This is a genomic window from Planktotalea sp. (assembly GCF_018607995.1).
Classification (GTDB): Bacteria; Pseudomonadota; Alphaproteobacteria; order Rhodobacterales; family Rhodobacteraceae; genus Planktotalea.
On sequence record NZ_JABBAL010000030.1, the window covers coordinates 334,863 to 361,668 of the forward strand.

General features: G+C 52.7%; 27 protein-coding genes. 17 read left to right on the top strand and 10 right to left on the bottom strand.

Annotated features, from left to right (window positions below; all coding sequences use genetic code 11):
- Positions 1-8: 8 nt before the first annotated feature.
- On the bottom strand, positions 9-1,187 hold the full coding sequence (locus QZ280_RS12905; protein WP_293444829.1) for an FAD-dependent monooxygenase: 1,179 nt from the start codon (positions 1,185-1,187) through the stop codon (positions 9-11).
- 72 nt (positions 1,188-1,259) lie between these two features.
- Complete coding sequence (gene dksA, locus QZ280_RS12910; protein WP_293444831.1) at positions 1,260-1,682, bottom strand: RNA polymerase-binding protein DksA; 423 nt, start codon at positions 1,680-1,682, stop codon at positions 1,260-1,262.
- Between the two features lie 175 nt (positions 1,683-1,857).
- On the opposite strand from dksA, the gene QZ280_RS12915 reads away from it, so the two are divergent.
- From QZ280_RS12915 to QZ280_RS12950, 8 genes are all read left to right on the top strand, one after another.
- The gene (locus tag QZ280_RS12915; RefSeq protein WP_293444833.1) at positions 1,858-2,694 is read left to right on the top strand and encodes a MoxR family ATPase; all 837 of its coding nucleotides are present in this window, start codon (positions 1,858-1,860) and stop codon (positions 2,692-2,694) included.
- A 426-nt stretch (positions 2,695-3,120) separates the two neighbouring features.
- Positions 3,121-4,491, top strand: a complete 1,371-nt coding sequence (locus tag QZ280_RS12920) for a DUF2927 domain-containing protein (RefSeq protein WP_293444835.1) — start codon at positions 3,121-3,123, stop codon at positions 4,489-4,491.
- 2 nt (positions 4,492-4,493) lie between these two features.
- Positions 4,494-4,661 (top strand): hypothetical protein, encoded by a 168-nt coding sequence (locus tag QZ280_RS12925; RefSeq protein ID WP_009830356.1) that lies wholly within the window; start codon positions 4,494-4,496, stop codon positions 4,659-4,661.
- A 4-nt stretch (positions 4,662-4,665) separates the two neighbouring features.
- Positions 4,666-5,850 (top strand): VWA domain-containing protein, encoded by a 1,185-nt coding sequence (locus QZ280_RS12930; protein WP_293444837.1) that lies wholly within the window; start codon positions 4,666-4,668, stop codon positions 5,848-5,850.
- Between the two features lie 69 nt (positions 5,851-5,919).
- The gene (locus QZ280_RS12935; protein WP_293444839.1) at positions 5,920-6,786 is read left to right on the top strand and encodes an MBL fold metallo-hydrolase; all 867 of its coding nucleotides are present in this window, start codon (positions 5,920-5,922) and stop codon (positions 6,784-6,786) included.
- Positions 6,787-6,804: 18 nt separating this feature from the next.
- On the top strand, positions 6,805-7,230 hold the full coding sequence (locus tag QZ280_RS12940; protein WP_293444841.1) for a YeeE/YedE thiosulfate transporter family protein: 426 nt from the start codon (positions 6,805-6,807) through the stop codon (positions 7,228-7,230).
- On the top strand, positions 7,230-7,661 hold the full coding sequence (locus tag QZ280_RS12945; RefSeq protein WP_293444843.1) for a DUF6691 family protein: 432 nt from the start codon (positions 7,230-7,232) through the stop codon (positions 7,659-7,661). The genes QZ280_RS12940 and QZ280_RS12945 overlap by 1 nt, the downstream gene beginning before the upstream one ends.
- A 9-nt stretch (positions 7,662-7,670) precedes the next feature.
- Positions 7,671-8,081: a TIGR01244 family sulfur transferase gene (locus tag QZ280_RS12950; protein WP_293444845.1), complete on the top strand. Its 411-nt coding sequence runs from the start codon at positions 7,671-7,673 to the stop codon at positions 8,079-8,081.
- Positions 8,082-8,358: 277 nt separating this feature from the next.
- On the opposite strand, the gene QZ280_RS12955 is transcribed toward QZ280_RS12950, so the two are convergent.
- From QZ280_RS12955 to QZ280_RS12975, 5 genes are all read right to left on the bottom strand, one after another.
- Entirely contained in the window at positions 8,359-9,021 is a 663-nt protein-coding gene (locus tag QZ280_RS12955) for a hypothetical protein (protein ID WP_293444847.1), read from the bottom strand.
- Between the two features lie 287 nt (positions 9,022-9,308).
- Positions 9,309-11,987 carry an ATP-binding protein gene (locus QZ280_RS12960; protein ID WP_293444849.1) on the bottom strand — a complete coding sequence of 893 codons (2,679 nt, stop codon included), beginning with the start codon at positions 11,985-11,987 and terminating at the stop codon, positions 9,309-9,311.
- Positions 11,987-12,331: a hypothetical protein gene (locus QZ280_RS12965; protein WP_293444851.1), complete on the bottom strand. Its 345-nt coding sequence runs from the start codon at positions 12,329-12,331 to the stop codon at positions 11,987-11,989. The genes QZ280_RS12960 and QZ280_RS12965 overlap by 1 nt, the downstream gene beginning before the upstream one ends.
- Complete coding sequence (locus tag QZ280_RS12970) at positions 12,328-12,696, bottom strand: response regulator (RefSeq protein ID WP_293444853.1); 369 nt, start codon at positions 12,694-12,696, stop codon at positions 12,328-12,330. Before QZ280_RS12970 ends, QZ280_RS12965 begins: the two co-directional genes overlap by 4 nt.
- 108 nt (positions 12,697-12,804) lie before the next feature.
- Entirely contained in the window at positions 12,805-14,169 is a 1,365-nt protein-coding gene (locus tag QZ280_RS12975) for a helix-turn-helix transcriptional regulator (protein WP_293444855.1), read from the bottom strand.
- Positions 14,170-14,388: 219 nt separating this feature from the next.
- On the opposite strand from QZ280_RS12975, the gene QZ280_RS12980 reads away from it, so the two are divergent.
- The 6 genes from QZ280_RS12980 (at position 14,389) to acs (ending at position 21,681) form a co-directional block, all read left to right on the top strand.
- The gene (locus QZ280_RS12980; RefSeq protein WP_009830097.1) at positions 14,389-15,735 is read left to right on the top strand and encodes a substrate-binding protein; all 1,347 of its coding nucleotides are present in this window, start codon (positions 14,389-14,391) and stop codon (positions 15,733-15,735) included.
- A 104-nt stretch (positions 15,736-15,839) separates the two neighbouring features.
- Positions 15,840-16,871: a branched-chain amino acid ABC transporter permease gene (locus QZ280_RS12985; RefSeq protein WP_293444857.1), complete on the top strand. Its 1,032-nt coding sequence runs from the start codon at positions 15,840-15,842 to the stop codon at positions 16,869-16,871.
- A 4-nt stretch (positions 16,872-16,875) separates the two neighbouring features.
- On the top strand, positions 16,876-18,084 hold the full coding sequence (locus tag QZ280_RS12990; RefSeq protein ID WP_293444859.1) for a branched-chain amino acid ABC transporter permease: 1,209 nt from the start codon (positions 16,876-16,878) through the stop codon (positions 18,082-18,084).
- A gap of 12 nt (positions 18,085-18,096) precedes the next feature.
- A complete protein-coding gene (locus tag QZ280_RS12995) occupies positions 18,097-18,852 on the top strand; it encodes an ABC transporter ATP-binding protein (protein ID WP_293444861.1) in 756 nt (251 codons plus the stop codon).
- Between the two features lie 11 nt (positions 18,853-18,863).
- Complete coding sequence (locus QZ280_RS13000; RefSeq protein WP_293444863.1) at positions 18,864-19,619, top strand: ABC transporter ATP-binding protein; 756 nt, start codon at positions 18,864-18,866, stop codon at positions 19,617-19,619.
- A 118-nt stretch (positions 19,620-19,737) separates the two neighbouring features.
- Positions 19,738-21,681, top strand: a complete 1,944-nt coding sequence (gene acs / locus QZ280_RS13005; RefSeq protein ID WP_293444865.1) for an acetate--CoA ligase — start codon at positions 19,738-19,740, stop codon at positions 21,679-21,681.
- A 61-nt stretch (positions 21,682-21,742) separates the two neighbouring features.
- Here the strand turns inward: acs and QZ280_RS13010 are convergent, their stop codons facing one another.
- On the bottom strand, positions 21,743-23,248 hold the full coding sequence (locus tag QZ280_RS13010) for an AMP-binding protein (RefSeq protein ID WP_293444867.1): 1,506 nt from the start codon (positions 23,246-23,248) through the stop codon (positions 21,743-21,745).
- A gap of 226 nt (positions 23,249-23,474) precedes the next feature.
- On the opposite strand from QZ280_RS13010, the gene accB reads away from it, so the two are divergent.
- From accB to aat, 3 genes are read left to right on the top strand one after another with little or no spacing between them, the layout of a single operon-like run.
- Entirely contained in the window at positions 23,475-23,966 is a 492-nt protein-coding gene (accB, locus tag QZ280_RS13015; RefSeq protein ID WP_293444869.1) for an acetyl-CoA carboxylase biotin carboxyl carrier protein, read from the top strand.
- 9 nt (positions 23,967-23,975) lie between these two features.
- Positions 23,976-25,325, top strand: a complete 1,350-nt coding sequence (gene accC, locus QZ280_RS13020; protein ID WP_293444871.1) for an acetyl-CoA carboxylase biotin carboxylase subunit — start codon at positions 23,976-23,978, stop codon at positions 25,323-25,325.
- A gap of 54 nt (positions 25,326-25,379) precedes the next feature.
- A complete protein-coding gene (gene aat, locus QZ280_RS13025) occupies positions 25,380-26,027 on the top strand; it encodes a leucyl/phenylalanyl-tRNA--protein transferase (RefSeq protein ID WP_293444873.1) in 648 nt (215 codons plus the stop codon).
- On the opposite strand, the gene QZ280_RS13030 is transcribed toward aat, so the two are convergent.
- On the bottom strand, positions 25,991-26,356 hold the full coding sequence (locus tag QZ280_RS13030; protein ID WP_365734696.1) for a DUF2155 domain-containing protein: 366 nt from the start codon (positions 26,354-26,356) through the stop codon (positions 25,991-25,993). The two genes, aat and QZ280_RS13030, sit on opposite strands and share 37 nt — an antisense overlap.
- Positions 26,353-26,799 (bottom strand): outer membrane lipid asymmetry maintenance protein MlaD, encoded by a 447-nt coding sequence (mlaD, locus tag QZ280_RS13035; RefSeq protein WP_293444874.1) that lies wholly within the window; start codon positions 26,797-26,799, stop codon positions 26,353-26,355. Before mlaD ends, QZ280_RS13030 begins: the two co-directional genes overlap by 4 nt.
- Between the last annotated feature and the right edge of the window lie 7 nt (positions 26,800-26,806).

A 26,806-nucleotide genomic window follows, 5' to 3' on the forward strand; every position in this document is an offset into this window, starting at 1 on the left:
CGGAACCGCTAATTTACGTCAAACAAGGTTGTGATGTCGTAACCGTAGAGCCAATCAAATTGCCTCAGCATCACACTTGGCACGACCCTGCTGCCAATCCCAAGCGCGAAGTGAGCCGCCAACCGGACAGGACCACGCGGCAAATGATAGCGCCACGCATTGCTGTTTGCAGCTGCGATTACTTTGCGCACACGCGGCTGACGCAGCGCTTGATAATGTGCAAGCCCGCTTTGCAGATCATCGCCTTGAACCGATTTGCACAGCGCCCAGGCGTCCTCCAAAGCCATATTCGCTCCCTGCGCCAAGAAAGGCAGCGTTGGATGCGCTGCATCGCCAAGCAAAGCGCAGCTTTCTGCAACCCAAGTCTCAGCAACAGGATGGCGGAATAATCCCCACAAGTGCACCTCCTCTACGTGATCGAGCATCGCCATCACCTTTGCCGACCCGCCCTCAAAAGCGGCACGCAAGTTTTCAGGATCATCGCGTTGTGACCAGCCTTCCCGATGCCAAGCAGTGCGTTCTTGAACCGCGACGAGGTTAATAAATTCACCACTCCGCAACGGATAACTCACTATATGGCGGCGCGGGGCCATGTGTACCTGCACATCATCCACCCGCCCCTCAATGTTTGGAATCAACGCCCGCCACGCAGTTTGTCCGGTAAAAAACGGTTCGTTTTGGCCATTCAAAGTGGCGCGCAACCTGCTGTGAATCCCGCTCGCATCGATAACAAAATCGCTGGCGATGTCTTGCTCGTCTTCAAAGTGGATCTGCGCAGGCCCCCCAGGCACAATCGCACGCACCTTTTTGTTGAGTTTTACATCAACGCCCGCAGAAAGCGCTGCTTGCAACAAAATCTCAATCAAATCTGCGCGGTGAATGAAGTGGTACTTTTGTGTCTTTAGCAGAAGGGTCAGATCAAGGTGCGCAACCTCGAAATCGCTCTCAGCGCGACGCAAGCTGACGCGACGACCTTGGCTTGAACACTGCGTGACCGCGTCTTCCAACCCGAGCGCACGTAAAATGCATAGCCCATTGGGACTGACTTGAATGCCTGCGCCCACTTCGCGGATTACCTCCGCTTGCTCGAAGACCGTGACACGCGCACCGTGCTGCGCAAGGGCGGTGGCCGCCGCTAAACCACCGATGCCGCCGCCAACGACACTTATATGATGCACTTTTTTCATAAGGCTTGTGTGCAAAGAAAAACGCCGGAGCGAAAGCCCCGGCGTTCAAATATTCCCAAAAACCTAAGCGGCTTAATCGTCGCGGTGCACTTTCTCACGGCGCTCATGGCGCTCCTGCGCCTCTAAGCTCATCGTAGCGATGGGGCGCGCATCAAGGCGTTTCAACGAAATCGGATCACCGGTCACGTTGCAATAGCCAAATTCGCCTTCGTCAATTCGGCGTAAGGCTGCGTCGATCTTTGCCACCAGCTTGCGCTGACGATCCCGCGTGCGCAGCTCAAGCGAGCGATCTGTTTCCTCGCTGGAACGATCAATCACATCCGGGATGTTGCGCGTCCCGTCTTGCAACGTCTCAATTGTATCACGCCCATCCGAGAGTAATTCATCGCGCCAATTGGTAAGCTTTAGGCGAAAATACTCTGCTTGACGCTCGTTCATAAACGGCTCGTCTTCTGCTGGTCGATAGTCTTCTGGTAAAAAGGCTTCAGCTTTCATGTCCGCTCTCCCTGTAAGGCCATGATCCATGAATAAATTCCTTCGGTGCATAGCTCCCGCTGGGCGCGAGATACCGCAAGCAAGAATGCTTGTCACTACCGAATAAACTCACATTGCAGCGATTTTTTCAGCGCGATAAGGTGCACGAATTAGATCAATGAGAGCAGGACTCGATATGAAATTCACCGGAACGCAAGACTATGTGGCCACAGATGACCTTACGATTGCTGTGAACGCGGCCGTCACCCTGGAACGTCCGCTACTGGTCAAAGGCGAACCTGGCACTGGAAAGACAGAGCTGGCCCGCCAAGTTGCTTCTGGTCTTGGACTGCGGATGATTGAGTGGAACATCAAATCGACAACGAAGGCCCAACAAGGCCTTTATGAATACGACGCCGTCAGTCGTCTCCGCGACAGCCAGCTTGGCGAAGAGCGCGTGCATGATGTGGCGAACTATATCCGCAAGGGTAAGTTGTGGGAGGCCTTTAGCGCCGACGAAAAAGTCGTGCTGCTGATTGACGAGATTGATAAGGCAGACATCGAGTTCCCGAACGATCTTTTACAAGAGCTGGATCGGATGGAGTTCTATGTCTACGAGACGGGTGAAACCATCCGCGCGGTGAACCGCCCTATTGTCATCATTACTTCCAACAATGAAAAAGAGTTGCCAGACGCCTTTTTGCGGCGCTGCTTCTTTCACTACATCCGCTTTCCAGAACCTGACGTGATGCGCAAAATCGTTGAAGTACATCATCCCGGTATAAAAGACGCCCTTCTCACAACTGCGCTGACGCAATTCTACGACATTCGCGAGCAACAAGGCTTGAAGAAAAAGCCCTCAACGTCTGAAGTGCTCGACTGGCTCAAACTGCTTCTGGCAGAGGATCTGACCCCCGAAGATCTCAAGCGAGACGGCGCAAGTGCCCTGCCCAAATTGCACGGTGCGCTGTTGAAAAATGAACAAGATGTCCATTTGTTTGAGCGTCTCGCCTTTATGGCCCGGCGCGGCTGAATCCCGCGTTAACCAAAAATTATTTCACGTTTGTATGCCTTTGGCGTGCCCTTGCCCCAATATCTAGGTGGCAGGGCCGCAACAAACGTCCAAACGTCAACAATCTCCTATAACGTCTTGAAATTGTATCGGGTTAGCCTCTCCGAGGCACTTTCTTATTATTGCCACGTTATTTTCTTAAACCCGAAAGGGTGTGCTGGCAGAAAGCACGAACCTTGATGACGAAACGAAAGAAATACTTTGCAGGCAACATTTTCATATTTGCGACCCAATGACATTTTAGGTGGATCGCCAGAAACCCTTGCCAGCACGGTCTCGATCATTGCGGTACCTCACGGTGCGTTCGCGCACCTTTGTAATCAGATGGCTATTCTACGCGCCCAGCCCTCGCATGATATGCGGGCAAGACCAGATTTAAAGATTTAAATGCGTCGATTTCTATTACCATTTTATCTGGTTTTGTCAGGCTGTATGCCCTCGGCACCTGGCGACATGCCGTCCCGTGCTCAAACAACTTCCATTGACGGCAACTTACCCGCGGTGAAAGTATTTACTGCTCCGCGTCCGACCCCATCCTATCGCGCGAATTCCGATATTGCCCGTGATTTCCTTGATCTTGCGTTCAATATGGAAAGCGGTCGTAGCTTGCCGACACTCACGCGTTTTGAAGGCCCAATCTCTGTCCGCGTGACGGGTCGGCCGTCTACGGGGCTAGGAATCGATCTCAATCGTCTGCTGCACCGACTGCGAACAGAAGCCCACATCGACATCCGTCAAAACCAAGCGGACAACGCGAACATCACAATTGAAGCGGTTTCGCGCAAAGAAATCCGTGCAGTGTTGCCGCAAGCCGCGTGTTTTGTGGCCCCGAACGTCTCTAGCCTGGCACAATATCGTCTTGCGCGCCGTACGTCCCTCGTCAATTGGACGGATCTTAAAGAACGCAAGCGCCTGTCCATCTTCCTACCAAATGATGCCAGCCCTCAAGAGGTGCGTGATTGCCTTCATGAAGAGCTCGCGCAAGCCCTTGGTCCTTTGAACGACCTTTATCGCTTACCCGATTCTGTTTTTAACGACGACAACGTGCATACGGTGTTGACCGGCTTCGACATGCTCATTTTACGCGCCTACTACGACCCTTCTTTGCACAATGGCATGCAGAAATCCGAAGTTGCCAAGCGCATTAGCCCAATTTTGTCGCGCATCAATCCACGCGGAAAACAGTTTGCACCGCGTCGCCTGACACACACACCGCGCTCCTGGATCAATGCTATTAAGCGCGCACTTGGCCCGGGTGCGAACCAGAAAGAACGTATCCGCGCCGCACATCAAGCGATGCAAATCGCAGTTTCCATGGGCTGGAATGATCATCGCCGCGCCTTTAGCCACTATGCGATGGGCAGCTTGAACATGTCAGTCAATCTTAAGAAAGCGCGTGAACATTTCTCTATCGCCGCGCGCCTTTATGGCCAAGACCCCTCGACCCGCCTGCACGCCGCTTATGCCGCTTCACAACTCGCATCTTTTCATATTGCCGAAGGCAATGGAGAGGCAGCGCTCAAGCAGATTGGCCCTCATCTTGATACCGAAGGGCGTCATGAAAACGCCGCGTTGATGTCAACGCTCATGTTGCAACGCGCCGAAGCGCTTGATCTGACCGGCCGCAGTTCCGAAGCACGTTCGATCCGTATGGACAGTTTGGGTTGGGCACGCTACGGATTTGGTCCAGACTGGGCAGTGCGGGCCAAGGTACGTGAAATTTCATCACTCAGCCCGCTCAAAAAAGGACGCGGCTAGCAATGATCTACACACTCGCGGGGCTATTTGGCATCGCACTAGGCGCATGGCGCGCAAAAAAGAACGGCGGCAACAAAGCTGATATGGCTCAATATGCCGCCGGCTTCGGAATCGCTTTCATGCTGGTCGGCTTCATCATTACGCTTATCGTACACCGCCTCGCGGTGTAACGGCATGTTTCTTCCCTTCTTTGCAAACCTACGCGACGGGGACATTCCGGTATCGCTGCGCGAGTATTTGTCATTTCTCGAAGGGGTGAAACGCGGCTTGGCCACCTATGATATCGATGCCTTCTATTACCTCGCACGCACCTCAATGGTCAAAGATGAGCGCAACATCGACAAGTTTGATCGTGCTTTCTCGAATACATTTAAAGGGTTAGAGACAATCAGCTCTGAAGAGATGCTGGAAGCCGTCGAAATCCCCGAAGAGTGGCTGCGCAAAATGGTGGAAAAGCACCTGAGCGAAGATGAAAAAGCTGAGATCGACGCGCTCGGTGGATTTGAAAAACTGATGGAGACGCTGAAAGAGCGTCTCAAAGAACAAGAAGGACGCCATCAGGGCGGCAACAAATGGATCGGCACCGGCGGCACCTCCCCGTTTGGGGCGTATGGCTATAATCCTGAGGGCATCCGCATCGGTCAAAGTGAAAGCCGCCATAAGCGGGCGGTCAAAGTTTGGGATAAGCGCGAATTCAAGAACCTTGATGACAGCGTCGAGCTTGGCACACGCAACATTAAAGTCGCGCTAAAACGCCTGCGTCGCTGGGCGCGTGATGGTGCGACTGAAGAGCTTGATCTTAATGGCACAATTCGCGCAACGGCTGAAAACGGTTATCTCGATGTGAAAACTCGCCCCGAGCGACGTAATGCGGTGAAAGTGCTGTTGTTTCTTGATGTTGGCGGTTCCATGGATCCGCATATCAAGGTTGTAGAAGAGCTCTTCTCCGCCGCACGCGCAGAATTCAAGCATCTTGAATACTTCTATTTTCACAACTGTCTTTATGAAGGTGTGTGGCGCGACAATCGCCGCCGCTGGGATGCGCAAGTCCCGACTCACGAAGTGCTGCGCACTTATGGCCCTGATTACAAATGCATATTCGTTGGCGATGCCTCGATGAGCCCGTATGAAGTCGCCTACGCAGGCGGCGCGAATGAGCATTGGAATTCAGAGAGCGGTCAAACATGGCTCACTCGTGCGCGTGAGCAGTGGAAAAGCAATCTGTGGATCAATCCCCTGCCCGAAAAGCATTGGGGCTACACGCATTCGATCAAAATGATCCAAGAAATATTTGATGCGCAAATGGTGCCGATGACGCTTGCAGGTCTTGAGCGAGGCATGAAAGAGCTAACGCGATAACGGTAAGCGGTGTTGGCCTTGCATCACATTCAAAATTTCTTATATGTTGTATGTAAAGGGAGACAGGCTATGACACCTGACGTTACCGCATTTTTCGACGACCCAACCAACACTGTCTCTTATGTTGTCAAAGACCCGCACGGAACCGAGTGTGCGATTATCGACAGCGTATTGGATTTCAATCACGCTTCTGGATCCACGGACACGAAAAACGCCGATGTGATTATCACGCATATCAAGTCGCATGCCTTAGAAGTCGCATGGATTCTTGAGAGCCATGTGCACGCTGATCACCTTTCGGCGGCCCCCTATTTACAAGAGCAATTGGGCGGCAAGATCGGCATAAGCGACAATATCACTGTCATTCAAGATACCTTTGGCAAGGTCTTCAACGAGGGCACTGAATTTCAGCGCGATGGCAGCCAGTTTGATCAGCTTTTCAAAGACGGTGACAGCATTCACATCGGCCAGTTGCGGGTAGATATTCTACACACGCCTGGCCACACACCTGCGTGCTTGACCTACTTGATCGGCGATGCGGCCTTTGTGGGCGACACGTTATTCATGCCAGATTTCGGCACCGCGCGCTGTGACTTCCCTGGTGGATCTGCGCAGAACCTATATGCCTCTATTCAGAAAATCCTAGCACTCCCAGATGAGACCCGGATTTTCGTTGGCCATGACTACAAAGCACCCGGACGCGAGGAATTTGCGTGGGAAACCACCGTAGATGCGCAGAAAGCGGGAAATGTTCATGTAGGTGGTGGCCGCGCAGCAGAGGACTTTGTGCAAATGCGCGAAACCCGTGACGCGACGCTCGGCATGCCGCGATTAATCATACCGTCGCTGCAAGTCAACATGCGCGCAGGCAACATGCCTGAACCTGATGATCAGGGCGATGTCTTCCTGAAAGTTCCAATTAACAAACTAAAATAGACACGTGGAGAAACTGAGATGGAACAAGATTGGCTCATGGGCCTTATGGGCGGCCTTCTGATCGGCCTTGCTGGCGCTGTCTATTTACTTGGGAACGGGAGAATTATGGGGGCAAGCGGCATTATCGGTGGGCTCATCGACGGATCTGAACGTGCTGCATGGAAAGAACGCATAAGCTTTCTCGCAGGTGTTATTCTGCTGCCCATACTTTTGATACCTCTTGGCGCAAACGGTGAAACCAATCTGACGCACAGCCCTGTTTTGCTTATCATCGCAGGTCTTTTGGTTGGGATCGGAACACGTGTTGCTAACGGATGCACCTCAGGACATGGGGTATGTGGTATATCACGCCTGTCCTTACGCGGCATCGTGGCAACTGTGTTCTATATTTTGGCAGGTGCGGTCACGATGGTCCTGTTCCGGCATACATTGTGGTGGATCTAATGCGCAGTATCTTAGGATTTATCGCCGGAGGATTGTTTGGCGCAGGGCTTGTGATCTCAGGCATGACCGACACTATAAAAGTGCAAGGCTGGCTTGACGTCTTTGGCGCTTGGGATCCGACATTGGCCTTCGTGATGGGTGGCGCGATCATTCCGATGGCAATCGCTTGGCACTTGAGCAAACGGCGCACGCCTTTGGTGGGGGGGGAGTTCCCCACCCCCGCTAACCCGAAAATTGGACGAAACCTAGTGCTTGGATCCGTTATGTTTGGCATGGGCTGGGGTTTGGTAGGCCTTTGCCCCGGACCAACAATTGCCTCTATCGGGTTTGGTGGATGGGCGAACAGTCTTTTCATTTTAGCGATGATTGCGGGCATGGCCCTTGCGCCCATGGTACGACAGCGCTTAGACCTAAGCTCCGACACTCGATAGGAGAAACCGATGCTCATTCGTGCTATTACCGAAAAATACGCGGTGTCTGAACAGATCGCGCCAGAGGATTTCCCAGCAATTTCCGAAGCTGGCTTCACAACAGTGATCTGCAATCGTCCTGACATAGAAAACCCGCCATTTTTGCAAACTCATGTGATGGCAGAAGCTGCGGCGCTTGCGGGTTTACAATTTGAAGACTTACCGCTGACGCATCAAACGATGACGCCCGACAATATCACGAGGCAGTTTGACATCGTCGAAAATGCTGAGGGTCCAGTCCTTGCTTATTGCGCGTCTGGGACGCGGTGCTCTGTTATCTGGGCGCTTAGCCAAGCGGGCAAACAAAGTGCGGACGATATCTTAGCGCAAACAGCGCAGGCGGGTTATGATTTATCTGGCCTTCGAAGTGCCCTCGGCTAAAGCGTATTGCTTATTGCAACTCCTGCCTACATGGTTAAGTTCGTTCTTCTTTTTCTGCTCGCAGTAGTATATCCAACTCGTCTTTCTGCACAGGCGCTAACCCGCTGCTCTGTTGCTCCTGAACGGGTTCCTCAATCTCAACTTCAACTCCTATTTCAGCGCTCGCGTTGGGGACGTCAAAATTTTCATTCGGTCTTGAAAGGGCAAGTGCGACCGGCTCCATCATCCTGGAATCTTCGTTTTAGTGAATTATCCTGACCGCGCGCATACCATGGAGCTAGCCCAAGCGTACGCTTTGTGCGCTAAGACCGGAACAATCAACCAAATGCGCCTGCTTTGCAGCATCTTGAGGCCAGTGCACCAAGTGCCCCGGCTGCAACCTGTTCAATTCCGATAAGGACAACATGACCTTGCACATGATTGCGTCCATTTCAACATTGGCCGCCATCGCAAAACGACGGATCGTATGTTCGCTTTCTAAAAGCGCAGCACCTGTCTTCCCCAGTTTATTTTTTGAGTTCTGTAACGCGACTTTTTCTTTGATCGGCAGGAATATACGCATGTTTATTAGGCGTTCGGCTTCCACGACTTCGCTTTGCATATCAAAGCCGCAGTATTCTGCATCATCACGCTGCAACACTATCATATGACGGATCGCAACCGCGTCCTCGGAACGATAACCACAAATCCAATAAGCAGTAGGGCCTCCTTTCAAAGCCTCATCAAAGCGTCGCAGAAATACTTCAATAAACGCGACGGCCAAGGCTTTGTCCGTTTTTGTCAAGCGAGGCAGTTCCCCCGCCTCTGTGCTCACCCATCCCATCGTTTGGGATTCGACAAACGCAATAATGCACACGGGTTCAAAATACATCACACCGACGGATCCGTCATCATGCAAAAGCGGAAAAAGCGCCCAATCCTCATTGATCTGATCAACCACATCCACGAGATCCAGGCGGCTTTGACGTATGCTATTTACCCTCAGCGCAAAACTGAATGCCTGATCCGCCGCACGCGCCAAACTGACACGCGCCGCAGTCGCGGGCTATACCGTCTGGTCGTCCGGTGATTTCACATCGCTGCGCAGCATTCGGCATAAAACACTCGGATTGGGTGAAATTGTGCTGCCTCCAACACGTTACAAGTGAGCGCCAAGGTTGTTTTTTGCCAATTCAGTTTCCCAGTTATTAGATTCATCAAAGCTAAAGTCTTGCCAAAGGTTTACTATCAAGCGGCTTGGCCTTCACAAATTATTGGAAACTGCACCCTAAAAGCAGTGCCATCCTGGCCCGGCAGATAGACAATATCGCCGCCCAATCGCGTCATGATTTCACGACAAATCGCAAGGCCAAGCCCTGCCCCACCCGCTTTGGTTTCTCCAACGCGCGAAAACTTTTCAAAGATCACATCACGCATGTCTGGGTCAATTTTACTGCCATTGTCGATGAAATCGACCGTCGCCAGTCCCTTTGATTGAAAGGCTTTTATTGTTAATTGGCGCGGATCTGCGTCACAATACTTCTGTGCGTTTGAGATCACATTGATAAAGACCTGCGCCAAGCGATCTACGTCTGTGTGCAAAAGAATGTCCTCGCGTGCTGGGGTGCGTCTGATCAAAAGCGGGTTTTCGTCGCTTAGTCCTGCAGACGAAATTGCCCCCTCAATCACGTTTTCCAAGACTTTATGAGACAGGTTAAGCGACACGCGCCCCGCTTCCAACACGGACAAGTCCAACAGATCGTCGAGCAAACGCGTCAACCGCAGCGTTTCCGAGTGGATAATCCCCGCATAACGCGCCTTATCAATGTCGGCCATGTCCTGACTGTCGCGCAGAATTTCAGAGAACGAGCGAATTGATGTCATCGGCGTGCGCAATTCGTGGCTAATCTGACTGAGAAACCCGTCCTTTTGAACAGAAAGTTGCGTAAGCTTCTCGTTCACCTGACGCAATTTTTCGGCTGTGCGTCGTTGTTCTGTGGATTGCGCTTCGAGCTTGCTGGAATATTCCATCATCTGCGCGCTCTCATCCGCGACAGCCAGCAAATCATCGACCGAAACCGACGCACCGCCGACGATTTGCCCGACCATGGCATGGGCCGTCGCCGCCCCCACAGATCCTGACAATTCGCGCTCTAACACGCCAAGAAACTCTGGTGTCGGTTCGGGCAATAACCCTTGTGCGCCTTGTCGTGCCGCCTCTAATCCGAAAAGGGACTGTGCTTCGCGTGCGCCTAGAATGCGCTGCGCCATGACCATCAAGTCTTCGGATTGTGCGGCACCACTTGACCATTCTTTCGCAGATCGCGCGTGATCAAACACGTTCACAAATTGTGCACCCTGCAACCGCTCCAAGGGCGCTGGAAAGCTACACAGAGAGACCACTACAAAGGCAAAACTGTTCAACAGCATGCTCCAGAGCAAGCAGTGCAAGATTGGGTCCATACCTTTGACCCCAAACAAAGCGTGCGGTGCCAGCCATGTGAGACCAAACGGCCCACTTGCCATCATCGCTTCAGAGACCACAACACCCACTCCGAGGCTGGGCAAAAACAGCGCGTAGATCCAAATGACAAAACCGATAGAGAGGCCGCTTAATGCACCAATGCGCGTGGCACCACGCCAGAAAATACCACCAATCATGACAGGAAGCGCTTGGGCGACGCCAACAAAGGACACCAGACCAATCGCCGCGAGTGCGGAGCCACCGCCCGATAGCACAAAGTAGAAATAGGCCAGCATCACCACTGCGGCGATAGAAAGCCTGCGCGACAACAACACGATGTAGCGCACATCGCCCGACATGCTCGCCCCCGCGCCGGTGAACGACAGCCAAATCGGCATGACAATATGGTTAGACACCATCGTTGAGAGCGCGATTGACGCCACAATCACCATTGACGTAGCCGATGACAAACCGCCTAGGAAAGAGAGCATCGCCAAACCATTCTGGCCTTGGCTTAAGGGAACGGTCAACACGAACATGTCGGGGTTTGACCCTTTGGGCAGCAAATCCAAACCCGTGACGGCGATGGGCAGGACGAACAAGCTCATTAACATCAGGTAGGCAGGAAACGCCCATGAGGCCATGCGTAGATGGCGTTCGTCATCATTTTCGACGACCATCACATGGAACATGCGCGGCAAGCAAATAAAGGCCGCAGCAGACAAAAAAGTAAGACCGGCCCAACGCCCGCCACTGACATTCCACGTACCAATCTCGGAGGCGTCGATCTTTTCAAGCATCGGTCCAATGCCGCCCGATAGCCCCCAAACCACAAAGATCCCCACAGCCATCAATGCGATAAGCTTCACCACCGCCTCAACCGCGATGGCCATGACCACACCGTCATGACGCTCGTTCACATCAAGTTTGCGGGTTCCGAACAAAATGGTGAACAGCGCCAGACCAATGGCCACCCAAAGGGCTGTCGTGGTTTGACTCGTCTGGTTAAATCCGTCTTGGGACGCTTCCGCAAAAACCGCATAGGATTGCGTGACTGATTGTAATTGCAGCGCAATATAAGGTGTCGTGCCCGTCACTGCGAGTAGGGTCAAACCCACAGCCAGCAAATTAGATTTACCAAACCGCGACGAAATCAGATCCGCGAGAGAGGTAATGCGCTGGGTCCGCCCTATCCGCACCAGTTTGCGTACGGTCCACCACCAACCAAGCATAACAAGCGACGGTCCCAAGTAGATCGTGATGAACTCCAAACCTGAACGTACAGCAAATCCAACCGCGCCATAAAAGGTCCAACCCGTGCAGTATATCGACAGAGACAATGTATAGACGACAGGCGCGCGTAGCCATTTGATGCGACCGGATCGCGCTGCGCGTTCAGCCATAAAAGCGACGGTGAAAAGCGCCAGAACATAGCCAAGCGAGACGACAATCAGAACATTCATCACCCTGTCCGATCGCGTCTTCGTGTTTCGAAAGCGCTTTCATCCATAGGACCGCTTGGCTTGGTTGGGCTTTCGTCCGCAGGTGCCATGCGCCAAGCAACTAAAGCCCCCACGACGATCAGTCCTATCCAAATCGTAAAAATATAGGTCGATGCACTTGATGTCGAAATTTCGCCGTTTTCCTCAGCGCTTGGCCAGACCAGTGGTACAAACCACAGCACGATGCCCACGACAGGCAAGATCCGTGCAGCATCAATTAGGCGTCTTTGTCTGTAGCTGCGGCGCTCTAGAAAGACGCGGGCTTGCAAACTCGTCTCCGTGGGCTTTTCGTCCTGCGCGCTCAAGCGAGGCTCATCTCATTGAGGGTCTCGATAATTTCTGCGTTAGAGAAAGGCTTCGTCATAAAACGGGTCGCACCGATGCGCTGCGCCATTTCACGGTCTTTGGTTTGCCCGCGCGCGGTGAGCATAAGGACAGGAATGCCCTCGCCCGTTTCGCGCCCGCGCAGATCGGCGAGAATGTCAAAGCCGCTACGCCCAGGCAGCATCACATCTAGGATAAGAAGATCCGGTTGTTTCGCCTCAATTACCTCCAACGCATCATGTCCATTGGAATGCGTCGACACTTTATACCCATCACGCGACAGCAAAAAACTGACCGCTTCGATGATATTCGGCTCGTCTTCGATCAACAGAACATGTTTGCTCATCCGACGTCTCACTCCCCTTGGCTTTTACGCGCTGGGATGTCCCGCGCCACAAAACGTAAACAGAGTTTAGGCAAACGCGATGCAGTTGCAATGGAAACAAACAGGTTTTTAAAGCCCGCTCGCGAGGATAGAAGGTTCGCGCCGCCCTTGACAGTTCTCGCGCGGGCAAATGCGGCAGCTTGTTCCAATGGGTCTTGTACGCGTTTCGTTTTGGTTTACCGAAGCCAAAGGCAAGATCAGCATATGCGCCTCAAACAATGGCACTGCACCAAATTGCGGCGGCGTTAAGGGCGTCGAGATCGCGAGTGTTTCAAAATGCGCGATCTCACGGCCTTTGAGTTCGGCAACCTCGCGCAAGGCGATCATCGGGCGCGATATAGCTTGATACAAAACCCAAAGCGGACAGGCGGCGCCGAACCTTGGTAGCGCAAACCCACTCAGCGGCTTGCGAAACGTCAAAGTGCCCGAGCTGTCACAGACCACAAGCCCTAGCCCTTCTTCTGAGAGAGCGTAGCCTGCATCTTGTAGCAGCGGCGTCAAGGCGTTGCCACTAAGACTGGCCAAACGACGCATGACACAGCCAAGATCAACGCCGGAGGTTTGGGCAATGTGTGCGGGATCCAAGCCAACTTTGGAAATCTCATCCAATAACGCTTTGGATGATAGCAACTGCACATCTCGCCAATATCGTGACAAATGCATGGAAACCTGTGCCTGCGCAGAGGTCGATACGAGAATGTCCGCGGCCTCTGCTATCAATGTGGTGATTATGTCCTGTGCGTTTTGGGTGTCTGCCGCCTGCTCCAAATCATTAAACGCATAGGCATGACGCATGAAGAACGCTTCAATTTCATCCTGCGGGGTTGTCACCTCTTGCGGCTCAGACACCTCGCTATTGAGATAGGACACCAAAGCCTGCGAACTTTCTGTCAGCCGCTTGGCATCCTCATTGATGTTGCGATGAAATCTATCTTGCCATTCCGTTTCTATCGCGTCCGTTTCAACCAGGATGGACGACGTGGAGCGAATAGCCGTCACCGCCCCCAACATATCATGCAGCGCCTCGGCCAATTGCGGATCATGGGTCATGCGGTCGGAAATTGAGACAACGGTTTGCTCAAGCGAACTTTGACGCGCAGCCAAGCCTTGAATCAAACCCGCCCAGCCCGGAAAACGGCCCGCAAAATCTTCCGTCCGATCCAGTTCAATCGCGTGATCAGGATATCCGGCGGCGACCTCGCGCAAAGACGCGAGCAAAGCAGCTTCCGCGCCTTCACTTAGAGCGCTTGGCTCTACGTCTAAGGCAGCTGCGATTCTGAGTAATAACTTACCACCGATTCTGCGACGGTTATGCTCGATTAAGTTGAGATAGGACGCAGATATCTCCGTCCTTCGCGCGAGGTCTGCCTGCTTCATACCTTGGATCAAACGCCGTTCACGAATGCGGCTGCCGGTTAGGGTATCACGGCTCATGAAATTTCCTTCACTCTTTCAACAGCTTTCCGCGGCGCAGAATAATTAATTTACAAAGTATACTACAGTATTGTGTATTCGTTGACAAAATAATTGTTTTTCTTAAGGCACTTGTTGCGAAGTTTTCTAACAAACGTCCATAAACGAGCAGCACTTTGTGCATTGTGGCGATCTGCGGAGGAGCAGATCACCGCTCTTTAAAAAAATGGGAGGATTTTCATGTCCACAAGTAACTTCACACGTCGCGGTCTTTTGAAGACAAGCGCCGTTGCGGGCGCAGGCTTGGCATTGCCAACGTATCTGTCCGCTGCAAACCACGCCGGTTATACCAACGCACCACAGGGTGATACGGTAACACTCGGCTTCAACGTTCCACAGTCTGGTCCTTACGCAGACGAGGGCGCAGACGAGCTGCGCGCATATGAGCTTGCAGTTGAGCACCTCAATGGCGGCGGCGACGGCGGCATGATGAACACCTTTAGCTCTAAAGAGCTTACGGGTAACGGCATTCTCGGCAAGAAAGTCGAGTACGTCACAGGCGACACGCAGACGAAATCTGACGCGGCGCGTGCATCCGCGAAGTCCATGATCGAAAAAGACGGCGCAGTGATGATCACTGGCGGTTCTTCTTCTGGTGTTGCGATTGCTGTTCAGGGCCTTTGTCAAGAAGCTGGCATCATATTTATGGCTGGCCTCACGCACTCCAACGACACTACTGGTAAAGACAAGAAAGCCAATGGCTTCCGTCACTTCTTTAACGGTTATATGTCTGCGGCAGCTTTGGCGCCGGTTCTCAAGAACCTCTATGGTACAGACCGTAACGCTTACCACCTGACAGCTGACTACACATGGGGCTGGACACAGGAAGAGTCGATCGCTGCGGCAACCGAAGCAATGGGTTGGAACACAGTCAACAAAGTGCGTACGCCTCTCGCGTCCACAGACTTCTCATCCTACATTGCGCCTGTTCTGAACTCCGGTGCAGACGTTCTGGTTCTAAACCACTACGGCGGAAACATGGTCAACTCTTTGACAAACGCTGTTCAGTTCGGTCTACGTGATAAGCAGGTTAACGGTAAGAACTTCGAAATTGTTGTTCCACTTTACTCTCGCCTGATGGCGAAGGGTGCGGGCGCAAACGTAAAAGGCATCCACGGCTCCACAAACTGGCACTGGTCCCTGCAGGACGACGCTTCTAAAGCATTCGTTAAGTCTTTCGGTACAAAGTACGGCTTCCCTCCTTCACAGGCGGCGCACACAGTTTACTGCCAGACAATGCTTTATGCAGACGCAGCGCAGCGTGCAGGTACCTTCAACCCGTGCGGCATTGCCGAAGCACTCGAAGGCTTCGAGTTCGACGGTCTTGGCAACGGCAAGACACTCTACCGTGCAGCAGATCACCAGTGCTTCAAAGACGTTCTGGTTGTGCGCGGTAAAGAAAACCCAACATCCGAGTTCGACCTCTTGGAAGTTGTGGAAGTTACGCCAGCGGCTCAGGTTACGTATGAGCCCGATCACCCAATGTTCGCGGGTGGTGCTTTGGGTACATGTAACCCAGGCGCATAAGCCAATTGGCTTTCGTAGGGCGGATTTACTCCGCCCTACACTCTCTCAAAGTTTGAGGCTGCACAGATGTCGCAGCGCTTTCCCTAAGCATATTGGTGGGGACCATGGACGCAATCATCCTTCAAATTCTAAACGGCCTCGACAAAGGCTCGGCTTATGCGCTGATCGCGCTAGGCCTTACTCTCATTTTCGGCACGCTCGGTGTCGTAAACTTCGCGCACGGCGCATTGTTTATGATCGGTGCGTTTTGCGCGGTAACGCTTCAGCGCATTCTGTCGCTCAGCACTGTCACTTTGAGCAAGACCGAGACCAACTTCCTCGGCCAACCTGCTGAAATCAAAACACCTTATGTCGAAAGCTGGTTCGGACCCGAAGCAGGTGCCGCCATTATTGATTGGTCAGTCCCCCTTGCAATCCTATTCTCAATCCCGGTTATGATCGCCATTGGTTTCATTATGGAGCGTGGATTGATCAAGCATTTCTACAAACGTCCACATGCGGACCAGATCCTCGTAACCTTTGGTCTTGCGATCGTTTTGCAGGAAGTTATCAAATATTTCTACGGTGCGAACCCTATCCCCACGGGTGCGCCGGAAGTCTTCAAAGGCAGCTTTGATTTTGGTGTCTTGCTTGGCTTTGATCCAAACACGATCATCTATCCTTATTGGCGCTTGGTCTACTTCGGTTTCTCTGCACTGATCATCAGTGCTGTCTTCGCCTTCTTGCAATTCACCACCTTCGGGATGGTTGTTCGTGCCGGCATGGCGGATCGAGAAACTGTTGGCCTTTTGGGTATCAACATTGACAAGCGCTTTACGATCATGTTCGGCCTCGCCGCTGCGGTCGCGGGTCTTGCTGGCGTTATGTACGCGCCGATCAACTCGCCAAACTATCACATGGGCATGGATTTCCTCGTGCTTAGCTTCGTTGTGGTTGTTGTAGGCGGTATGGGCTCCCTGCCCGGCGCTGTTCTCGCGGGTTTCATGCTTGGTATCTTGGAAAGCTTTGCTTCCATGAACGAAATCAAAAGCCTGATCCCCGGCATCGACCAAATTATCATCTATGTGGTCGCTATTCTCATTCTACTGACGCGTCCGCGTGGCCTTATGGGCCGCAAAGGCGTGATGGAGGAGTAAATCCATGTTCGGTTTAGCTAAAAAAGACGCAACTTTGTTGCTGGTTGTTGTGGGACTGACATTGCTCGCCCCCTTCATCCTGAACCCCTTCCCCACAGACAGCGCGATGGCGCAGTTCAACGCGGGATATCCAGACCTGATGCAGCGTTTTGTAATTTTTGGTATTTTTGCCATTGGTTTCAACATCCTGTTCGGTCTCACAGGCTACCTTAGCTTTGGTCATGCTGCCTTCTTGGGTGTCGGATCCTACTCTGCGGTATGGATGTTCAAACTTCTGAGCATGAACGTCATCCCTGCGATTGCACTGTCAGTTGTTGTGGCGGGTCTATTCTCGCTCCTCATCGGCTATGTCAGCTTGCGTCGTTCAGGCATCTATTTCTCGATCCTGACGCTTGCTTTCGCACAGATGAGCTTCAACCTCGCATATTCAGTTCTAACTCCCATCACCAACGGTGAAACGGGTTTGCAACTGACACTGAACGATCCACGCGTACTTGGCATTAGCCAGACTGCGGATGGCTCCATCCCGGTGACAGGTTTGTTTGGCCTCGAAATGCGCTCGACCTACACGATGGATGTTGGCGCATGGGCATTCCAGTTTAATGTCGGTTACTACCTGTGTGCGGTTGCTTTGCTTGTTGCCTTCTACCTTGCAATCCGCATCTTCCGCTCGCCTTTTGGGCTTATGCTGCGGGCGGTGAAATCCAACCAGCAACGGATGAATTACACTGGTTTGAACACACGTCCTTACACGCTTGCGGCCTTTGTGATCTCTGGGATGTACGCTGGTCTTGCGGGTGGTCTTATGGCGTCGATGGATCCTCTTGCAGGCGCAGAACGTATGCAGTGGACAGCCTCAGGTGAGGTCGTTCTGATGACTATACTTGGAGGTGCGGGCACGTTGATCGGCCCTGTTCTTGGCGCAGGTTTCATCAAGTACTTTGAAAACATCTTCTCCAAGATCAACGACAATGTTCTGCACGGCTGGTTCAGCTTTATGCCCGATGGCCTTGAGAACTTTGTCATTACAATCATTCACCCTTTCATCGGCAAAGGCTGGCACCTCACGCTTGGCCTGTTGTTCATGATGGTTGTTATCTTCTTGCCCGGTGGCCTTGTTGAAGGCGGACAGCGCATTGCCACGCTATTCAAGCGCGGTAAAAAGGATGACGATGGCGCGGATACGTCAAAAGCAACCACACCTGCGGAATAAGGAAACAAAACAATGAGTATCCTTGAAGTAAAAGACGTAGGCAAACGCTTTGGCGGCCTACAAGCCTTGAGCGATGTGAATCTCTCGGTCGCAGAAAACTCGGTGCATGCGATAATCGGACCAAACGGGGCTGGTAAATCCACGCTGCTGAACTGTTTTGTCGGCAAACTGATCCCTGACACGGGTTCCGTGATGTTCGACGGGCAATCGGTGCTGGGGCGCAAACCGTTCGAGATCAACCAGATGGGTATCAGCCGCGTTTTCCAAACTCCTGAGATCTTTGGCGATCTGACGGTTTTGGAAAATATGTTGATCCCCTGCTTTGCCAAACGTGATGGCGCGTTCGAATTGAACGCCATTGGGTCGGTCCAAAGCGATAAAGAGATCGGCGACCGTGCGATGCAAATGCTCGAAGAGATGAACATGGCCGACAAACGCGACATGCATGCCGCCGCGATGAGCCGGGGTGACAAGCGTCGTCTTGAGATTGGCATGTGCCTCTCCCAAGAGCCGCGTTTGCTGCTGCTCGATGAGCCAACAGCCGGCATGGCGCGCGCGGATACGAACAATACCATCGACTTGCTCAAGCAGATCAAAGACGAGCGCGACATCACAATCGCGATCATCGAGCATGACATGCACGTTGTTTTCTCTTTGGCGGAGCGCATCACCGTTCTTGCGCAAGGCACACCGCTTGTGGAAGACACACCAGACAATATCAAAGGCCACCCCAAAGTGCGCGAAGCGTATCTTGGCGAGACGGCATAGGAGTTTTTGACATGACCACTGCTGCGAAAGCCTCCACTGGTGTGAACCACGCGACAACTGCGCCCGCTTATTTGGATGTTTGGGATTTGCACGCCTACTACGGCGAAAGCTATATCGTCCAAGGCATCAGCTTTAAGATCCATGAGGGCGAAATTCTTGCCCTTTTGGGTCGCAACGGCGCGGGCAAGACCACCACTTTGCGCGCGATTGCACGCCTTGATGAGCCACAAGTGTCGCATGGTGAGATCTGGCTTGATCACAAGCCTTTGCACCATATGAAAAGCTATGAGGCCGCAACCAACGGCCTTGGCCTTGTTCCAGAAGACCGCCGCATTATCGCGGGTCTCACGGTAGAGGAAAACCTCAAGCTAGCGCAAATCGCACCACCAATCGGTTGGTCACTGGATCGTCTCTACGATTTGTTTCCACGCCTGCGTGAGCGCCGCAATCAGGAGGGCATCACGCTTTCTGGTGGCGAACAGCAAATGCTTGCCATCGCGCGCGCCCTTGCACGTGACATCAAAGTGCTGCTGCTCGATGAGCCTTACGAAGGCCTCGCCCCTGTGATCGTGGACGAGATCGAAAAGACCCTGCGCCTGATCAAAGAGCAAGGCATGACCACAGTGATAGTTGAGCAAAACGCGGTCCGCGCACTCGAACTCGCAGATCGTGCGGTGATCCTTGATACGGGTGGCATCGTGTTTGACGGTCTCGCCTCCGAGGTGCTTGAGAACGAAGAGCTTCGCGCCGAATACCTCGCGATCTAAACAAAACAAGGTCCAGCAGGCAGCGCCGAGCTGGACCTTGTCATTTCAAACACATTGAATGACGCTTGAGGGGGATTTACGCCCTGCCCGAGCATACCTGAAGAATGGAGCCGATCCCATGAGCGATACTTTCCCCCCTTCCGCCGACATGTCCAAAAATGCACATGTTGATAGCGCCAAATATGAAGCGATGTACGCGGCCTCCGTCGCGGATCCAGATGCGTTTTGGAAAGAACAAGGCGCACGGGTTGATTGGATCAAGCCCTTTACAGAGGTGAAAAACGTCGATTACAGCTTTGGCAACGTCGATATCAATTGGTACGCCGATGGCACATTGAATGTGGCTGCCAATTGCGTCGACCGCCACCTTGCAACGCGCGGCGATCAAACGGCGATCATTTTTGAGCCCGACGATCCCAAAGAAGCCGCGCAGCATATCAGCTATAACGAGCTGAGCGCCAATGTAAACCGCATGGCTAATATCTTTAAGGATATGGGCGTTGGCAAAGGTGACCGTGTCGTTCTGTACATTCCGATGATCCCAGAAGCAGCCTACGCGATGCTTGCAAGCGCGCGGATCGGCGCAATCCACTCTATTGTTTTTGCAGGCTTTTCTCCTGATGCTTTGGCAGCACGCATAAACGGTTCTGAGGCAAAGCTGCTGATCACCGCAGACGAGGCGCCGCGCGGCGGCAAAGCAACGCCGCTTAAATCCAACGCGGATCTTGCGCTCGCAAACTGCGGCGACAGTGTGAAATGTTTGGTGGTGAAGCGCACAGGTGGCAACATTGCTTGGGTCGATGGCCGAGATTTCGATTACAACGCTCTCGCCGCAGAAGCTTCTGACGTTTGCGCGCTGGAAGAAATGAATGCTGAAGACCCGCTGTTCATCCTCTACACATCCGGCTCCACTGGCATGCCCAAAGGCGTAGTGCACAGCACAGGCGGTTACCTCGTTTACGCCTCCTTCACCCATGAAGTCGTGTTCGATTATAAAGAGAACGACGTGTTTTGGTGCACCGCAGATGTGGGCTGGGTCACGGGCCACTCTTATATCGTTTACGGCCCGCTCGCGAATGGCGCGACAACTGTAATGTTTGAAGGCGTACCAACCTACCCTGATGCATCACGCTTCTGGCAGGTCTGCGAAAAGCACAAAGTGAACCAATTCTACACTGCCCCTACCGCTTTGCGCGCGTTGATGGGTCAAGGCAATTCCTTCGTGGAAGCAGCTGACCTCTCCTCCCTGCGCGTCCTTGGCACGGTGGGCGAGCCGATCAATCCAGAGGCATGGAACTGGTACAATGAAGTCGTCGGCGGGGGTCGTTGCCCCATCGTCGATACGTGGTGGCAGACGGAAACAGGCGGTCACTTGATGACTCCCCTGCCCGGCGCACATGCTATGAAACCCGGTTCTGCGATGAAGCCGTTCTTCGGCATTGAACCTGTCATTCTTGAGCCGACCACTGGTGAAGAAATTAAAGGCAATCCAGCTGAAGGCGTGCTTTGCATCAAGAACAGCTGGCCCGGCCAGATGCGCACAGTTTGGGGCGATCATGAGCGTTTCCAGAAAACTTACTTCGCCGATTACAAAGGCTATTACTTCACAGGTGACGGCGCAAAACGCGACGACGACGGTGACTACTGGATTACAGGTCGCGTCGACGACGTGATCAACGTCTCTGGCCACCGGATGGGTACAGCCGAAGTTGAGTCCGCACTGGTTGCACATCAGAAAGTCGCTGAAGCCGCTGTCGTCGGCTATCCGCATGACATCAAAGGCCAAGGCATCTATTGCTACGTAACATTGATGAACGGCGAAGAACCAACAGAAGAGTTGAGCAAAGAGCTGCGCACTTGGGTGCGCACTGAGATAGGCCCGATCGCGTCGCCTGACGTAATTCAATGGGCACCGGGCCTGCCAAAAACCCGCTCTGGCAAAATCATGCGCCGCATTCTGCGAAAGATTGCCGAGAACGATACAGGCTCGCTTGGTGATACATCTACACTCGCCGATCCATCGGTCGTAGATGACTTGATTGCGAACCGCACAGGCGCGTAGGTCGTTACCAAATCTGCTTTTCAAAGGCCCCGTTTCACGAGTAACGGGGCTTTTTATGTATCTAAAGCAACTTGCGCAGCTCGGTTTTAAGCACTTTACCATAGTTATTCTTAGGCAGTTCACTCAGTACGATATACTCCTTAGGCCGCTTAAAACGCGCGATCTGCGAAAGACAATGCGTATCGAGCGCTTCCATATCAATAGAAGAGCCAGCGATGGGCACGACAAATGCAACCACCTCATCGCCCCACTCAGGATGCGCACGACCGACAACAGAGACCTCAGAAATCGTCTCATGGGTGAGAAGTACCTCCTCCACTTCGCGTGGGTAGATGTTCGAACCACCTGAAATGATGACATCTTTTGATCGATCTACTAGTGTGACGTAGCCATCGGCATCGATCGATCCCATGTCACCCGTCATCAGCCATCCATCAATTATCGTTTGTGCGCTCGCCGCTTCGTTGCGCCAATAGCCGGGCATGACAGTGTCGCCGCGCACGATTATCTCGCCGACTTGGTCCCTATCACAAAGCCCATCGGCACCTTTGATTTGTACCTCGACAGAGGACTGCACCCGCCCGACAGAGCCAAGACGCGCTTGCCAATTGGGGTGCGTGCGATCCGAAACATCAAAGCGTGACAAGGCGGTGATGCCCATCGGACATTCACCTTGGCCATAGATTTGCACGAAAATATCGCCGAAATGATCAACCGCTTCTATGATATCAGCCTGATACATCGGTCCGCCCGCATAGACGATTGTGCGCAACCCTTTGCCGATTTGCGCCGCTTCAATCGCCTGTCGCGTCAATCGCTTCACCATCGTGGGGGCCGCAAACATGTGGACAGCGCCAAAATATTCAGTCAATTCAAGCACATCCGCTGGATCAAAACCCGGCACTGCAGGAAAGATATGCTGCGCGCCTTTTAGGACATGCACCATATTATAAAGCCCCGCACCATGCGACAGCGGGGCCGCATAAAGCGCACTATCCGCGTCACTTACCACGTCCACATCTGAGATATAATTCAGCGACATAGACACCAGCATACGATGCGTGATCATCACCCCTTTCGGTTGGCCAGTTGTACCTGAGGTATAAAAAAGCCAAGCGAGGTCAGTGGGTTTTCGGTGCACATGGGTCGTGACTGGCTTGGCATCATCAAACAAGTTTCCCCGCTTGTCACCGACATCAACAACCTGCCCGACCACGCCCGCACCAATCAAAAGATCGTCCTTTGAGGCATTGGTAAATGTCAAAGCTGCCTCGGAGTTTTCAATGATCCATGCGGCCTCTTTCGGGTGAAGTTTGGCGTTGATAGGCACGATCACCGTTCCCGCATACCAAGCCGCATATTGAACGTAGAGATACTCCGGCGCGTTTTCCATAAATATCGCGACACGATCACCCGATTTAGTGCCAACGCTTATCATCCACCCCGCAATTACCCGCGCGCGCCTGTCAAATTCTGCGTAATCGGAAACGCAAGCGCGACCAACAAAGAGCGCTGGCGCATTCGGGGATTGTTCTGCACGGCGCGTCAGCCAAGAAACGATATTCACGGGATTTGCCCTTCTCTTAAATTATTCCCAACAGACTACCCGCGGCCCACATCCGAATGGAAACAATAAGTGCAAACGCACCGTCAAATTCCCCCTAACTTTGCCTCTGAAGTCGCGCAAAGTACAAAAACGCCAGATCTTTTCACCCAAGACGACTTGCACTATAAGCGTTGCGACAAAGATGGCGTAGCCAGCGAAGATCCAAGATCAGGGACATTGAAATAGCATGACAAACAAATCACACGAGGCCGATGTTGCATTCATTCAAGCGCTTGCAGAATTGCTGCGCGAAAATGACCTGACAGAACTGCAAGTCAAACGCGCATATGCTGAGGATGACAGTTTGAACGTGCGTGTGAGTCGTGCGAACCCGCAAATGATGGCTGCTCCTGTTCATTTGGCTGCAGCTGCGGCACCCGCGCAAATCGCGGCTCCTGCTGTTGCGGCGACGGCGGCACCCGCGTCGGATGATCCAGCCTCCCACCCAGGTGCAGTGACTTCCCCGATGGTTGGCACCATATATATGCAGGCCGAACCAGGCACGCCCGCATTCGTCACCGTCGGTGCGCAGGTATCTGAAGGCGACACGCTGCTGATAGTCGAAGCGATGAAGACAATGAACCATATTCCAGCGCCACGTTCGGGCAAGGTGACCCGTATCATGGTTGAAGATGGCTCTACTGTTGAGTTCGGTGCTCCCTTGGTTATCATCGAATAAGGCGCTGATATGTTTGATAAAATACTGATCGCCAATCGCGGCGAAATTGCTCTTCGGGTCATTCGCGCCTGTCGTGAAATGGGCATCGAATCTGTTGCTGTGCACTCCACGGCGGATGCGGATGCGATGCATGTGCGCATGGCTGACGAGGCCGTTTGCATCGGCCCGCCGCCTGGAACGGAAAGCTATCTTTCCATTCCCGCGATCATTGCAGCCTGTGAGATTACCGGCGCGCAAGCGATCCATCCAGGCTATGGATTCCTGTCCGAAAATGCTAATTTTGTACAGATCATCGAAGATCACAACCTGACCTTCATCGGCCCAACAGCTCAGCACATCCGTACGATGGGCGACAAAATAACCGCGAAAGATACGATGAAAGCGCTCGGCGTGCCCTGTGTACCCGGCTCTGATGGCGGCGTTCCAACGCTGGCGGATGCAAAGCGGATCGGCGACGAAATCGGCTATCCTGTCATTGTCAAAGCCACTGCCGGCGGCGGTGGAAAAGGCATGAAAGTCGCGCAAACTGCGGCTGACATGGAAAGCGCCTTTATGACTGCCCGTGCAGAGGGCAAGTCAAATTTCGGCAACGACGAAGTCTATATCGAGAAGTATCTGATGACGCCGCGCCACATTGAAATCCAAGTATTTGGCGATGGCAAAGGCCGCGCGGTGCATCTGGGCGAGCGGGATTGCTCCTTACAGCGCCGTCACCAAAAGGTCTTCGAGGAGGCCCCCGGTCCATCTATTAGCCCAGAAGAGCGCGCCGCCATCGGTCGAACCTGTGCAGATGCGGTCGCCAAGATCGACTACATCGGTGCCGGCACAATCGAGTTTCTCTATGAAAACGGTGAGTTCTACTTCATCGAGATGAACACACGCTTGCAGGTCGAACACCCCGTCACAGAAAGTATCTTCGGCGTCGATCTCGTGCGGGAACAAATTTTGGTTGCTGCTGGACAAGACATGTCTTTCCATCAAGACGAACTAGTGATTAATGGCCATTCCATCGAGGTGCGTATCAATGCAGAACGGCTGCCGAATTTTGCGCCCTGCCCTGGAAAAATCACACAATATCATGCCCCTGGTGGATTGGGTGTTCGGATGGACAGTGCGCTTTACGATGGCTATTCGATTCCTCCATATTACGATAGTTTGATCGGCAAATTAATCGTTCACGGACGTGACCGTCCAGAAGCCCTTGCGCGTTTAAACCGTGCTTTGGGCGAATTGATTGTGGATGGTATTGACACAACCGTGCCGCTGTTTCACGCATTACTGCAAGAGCCAGACGTGCTTTCAGGTGGATACAACATCCACTGGTTGGAGCATTGGCTAGAAACGAACTTAGGGGCATAGTTGCTTTTGCACCTTTGCCCTTCATCTTGCATAACTTTGGGTTAGAATAGAGTTATGCGAGATGAAACTCCGACACTCACACCTCAAATGCTGTTGCGCGCCTATCAAGCGGGCATTTTTCCAATGGCAGAATCGCGGGATGATTCCGAACTGTTTTGGGTCGACCCACGTCGTCGTGGCATCATACCAATCAATGATTTTCATATCTCTCGATCTTTGGCGCGCCACATGCGGTCAGCCAATTGGACCATCCGAATAAATACAGATTTTGACGGTATCGTTGCTGCCTGCGCGGAACGCAAAGATACTTGGATAAGCCATGATATCGCACGTCTTTACAGCAGCTTGCACAAAATGGCTAATGCCCATTCCTTAGAGGTTTGGGAAGAGACTGACCTTATTGGTGGCGTCTACGGCGTTGTGGCTGGCACAGCCTTTTTTGGTGAAAGCATGTTTTCAAAGCGCCGCGATGCGTCCAAAACTGCGTTGGCTTTTCTGACGAAACATCTGTCAAACTGCGGCTTCACCCTATTTGATACGCAATTTCTGACAGATCATCTCGCCACATTAGGCGCTATTGAAATTTCTCGTGCAGACTATCACACGCAATTGCATGAGGCTTTGCAAGCGCACGCCAGCTTTACCTCAAAGCCTTTACCCAGTCTTCACGATGTTTTGCAGCGCAGGACCCAAACGTCATAGCGCGAATGCTCCATCGCGTTTAAGGCGGGTGAAGAAGCAATCATCCAACCGCCAAAAACCGAAGCAGCACTTTCGGTTTCAGTGACCTCAATATAGGCGAAAGCGTCGTTAGAGGGTGCCCCTTCAGGATAACGGCACGCTCGTAAAGCAACTGTGAGCCGCCCGACCTCCATCTTGCCACCGCTCGTCAGATCATAGTTGGAGCTTTGGCCACTCACTTTATCAAGCACACGCAATTCAGCCCCCGTACCTGAGGACACTGCCTGCTGCGCATGAACCGCGCTTGCACACAGGAACAAACCCACAAAGGTATTGAAAAAACGCATCATTCGCCAGATCCAGACACAAATTTCAACAGCAATGAGACGAGACTAACCGCGCTTTGTGTGTCTTCGATTTCCGAAGATGGGTCGAACATAAACGGCGAACCACCCGGTACTATTTCAACAAAATTGCCGCCCAGTAAGCCTTCGGAGGCGATAGTAATGGCGCTGTCATCTGGAATCTTGATGCCATCTTTGACGGAGATGACAGTATCCGCACGGAAGGTTTCAGTGTTCAAATCGACTGACTTGACGCTACCTATCTTCACGCCTGCAAGACGCACATCGGTCCCGACTCTGACCCCTTCCAGAGAACGGAAGCTCGCGATCAAGGGATAGCTGCCCGCGCTTGAATGCATTCCGATTACTTGTGAAGCGCAGACCAAAAAACCCACAGCAACCGCTAATACCAAGCCGCCTACAACAATTTCAGTGGTATTTTGTGTCATGCCTCGC

Coding starts and splice junctions, on each gene's coding strand:
- QZ280_RS12905 (WP_293444829.1), bottom strand. CDS start 1,187: ATGAAAAAAGTGCATCATATAAGTGTCGTTGGCGGCGGCATCGGTGGT.
- dksA (WP_293444831.1), bottom strand. CDS start 1,682: ATGAAAGCTGAAGCCTTTTTACCAGAAGACTATCGACCAGCAGAAGAC.
- QZ280_RS12915 (WP_293444833.1), top strand. CDS start 1,858: ATGAAATTCACCGGAACGCAAGACTATGTGGCCACAGATGACCTTACG.
- QZ280_RS12920 (WP_293444835.1), top strand. CDS start 3,121: ATGCGTCGATTTCTATTACCATTTTATCTGGTTTTGTCAGGCTGTATG.
- QZ280_RS12925 (WP_009830356.1), top strand. CDS start 4,494: ATGATCTACACACTCGCGGGGCTATTTGGCATCGCACTAGGCGCATGG.
- QZ280_RS12930 (WP_293444837.1), top strand. CDS start 4,666: ATGTTTCTTCCCTTCTTTGCAAACCTACGCGACGGGGACATTCCGGTA.
- QZ280_RS12935 (WP_293444839.1), top strand. CDS start 5,920: ATGACACCTGACGTTACCGCATTTTTCGACGACCCAACCAACACTGTC.
- QZ280_RS12940 (WP_293444841.1), top strand. CDS start 6,805: ATGGAACAAGATTGGCTCATGGGCCTTATGGGCGGCCTTCTGATCGGC.
- QZ280_RS12945 (WP_293444843.1), top strand. CDS start 7,230: ATGCGCAGTATCTTAGGATTTATCGCCGGAGGATTGTTTGGCGCAGGG.
- QZ280_RS12950 (WP_293444845.1), top strand. CDS start 7,671: ATGCTCATTCGTGCTATTACCGAAAAATACGCGGTGTCTGAACAGATC.
- QZ280_RS12960 (WP_293444849.1), bottom strand. CDS start 11,987: ATGAATGTTCTGATTGTCGTCTCGCTTGGCTATGTTCTGGCGCTTTTC.
- QZ280_RS12970 (WP_293444853.1), bottom strand. CDS start 12,696: ATGAGCAAACATGTTCTGTTGATCGAAGACGAGCCGAATATCATCGAA.
- QZ280_RS12975 (WP_293444855.1), bottom strand. CDS start 14,169: ATGAGCCGTGATACCCTAACCGGCAGCCGCATTCGTGAACGGCGTTTG.
- QZ280_RS12980 (WP_009830097.1), top strand. CDS start 14,389: ATGTCCACAAGTAACTTCACACGTCGCGGTCTTTTGAAGACAAGCGCC.
- QZ280_RS12985 (WP_293444857.1), top strand. CDS start 15,840: ATGGACGCAATCATCCTTCAAATTCTAAACGGCCTCGACAAAGGCTCG.
- QZ280_RS12990 (WP_293444859.1), top strand. CDS start 16,876: ATGTTCGGTTTAGCTAAAAAAGACGCAACTTTGTTGCTGGTTGTTGTG.
- QZ280_RS12995 (WP_293444861.1), top strand. CDS start 18,097: ATGAGTATCCTTGAAGTAAAAGACGTAGGCAAACGCTTTGGCGGCCTA.
- QZ280_RS13000 (WP_293444863.1), top strand. CDS start 18,864: ATGACCACTGCTGCGAAAGCCTCCACTGGTGTGAACCACGCGACAACT.
- acs (WP_293444865.1), top strand. CDS start 19,738: ATGAGCGATACTTTCCCCCCTTCCGCCGACATGTCCAAAAATGCACAT.
- accB (WP_293444869.1), top strand. CDS start 23,475: ATGACAAACAAATCACACGAGGCCGATGTTGCATTCATTCAAGCGCTT.
- accC (WP_293444871.1), top strand. CDS start 23,976: ATGTTTGATAAAATACTGATCGCCAATCGCGGCGAAATTGCTCTTCGG.
- aat (WP_293444873.1), top strand. CDS start 25,380: ATGCGAGATGAAACTCCGACACTCACACCTCAAATGCTGTTGCGCGCC.
- QZ280_RS13030 (WP_365734696.1), bottom strand. CDS start 26,356: ATGATGCGTTTTTTCAATACCTTTGTGGGTTTGTTCCTGTGTGCAAGC.
- mlaD (WP_293444874.1), bottom strand. CDS start 26,799: ATGACACAAAATACCACTGAAATTGTTGTAGGCGGCTTGGTATTAGCG.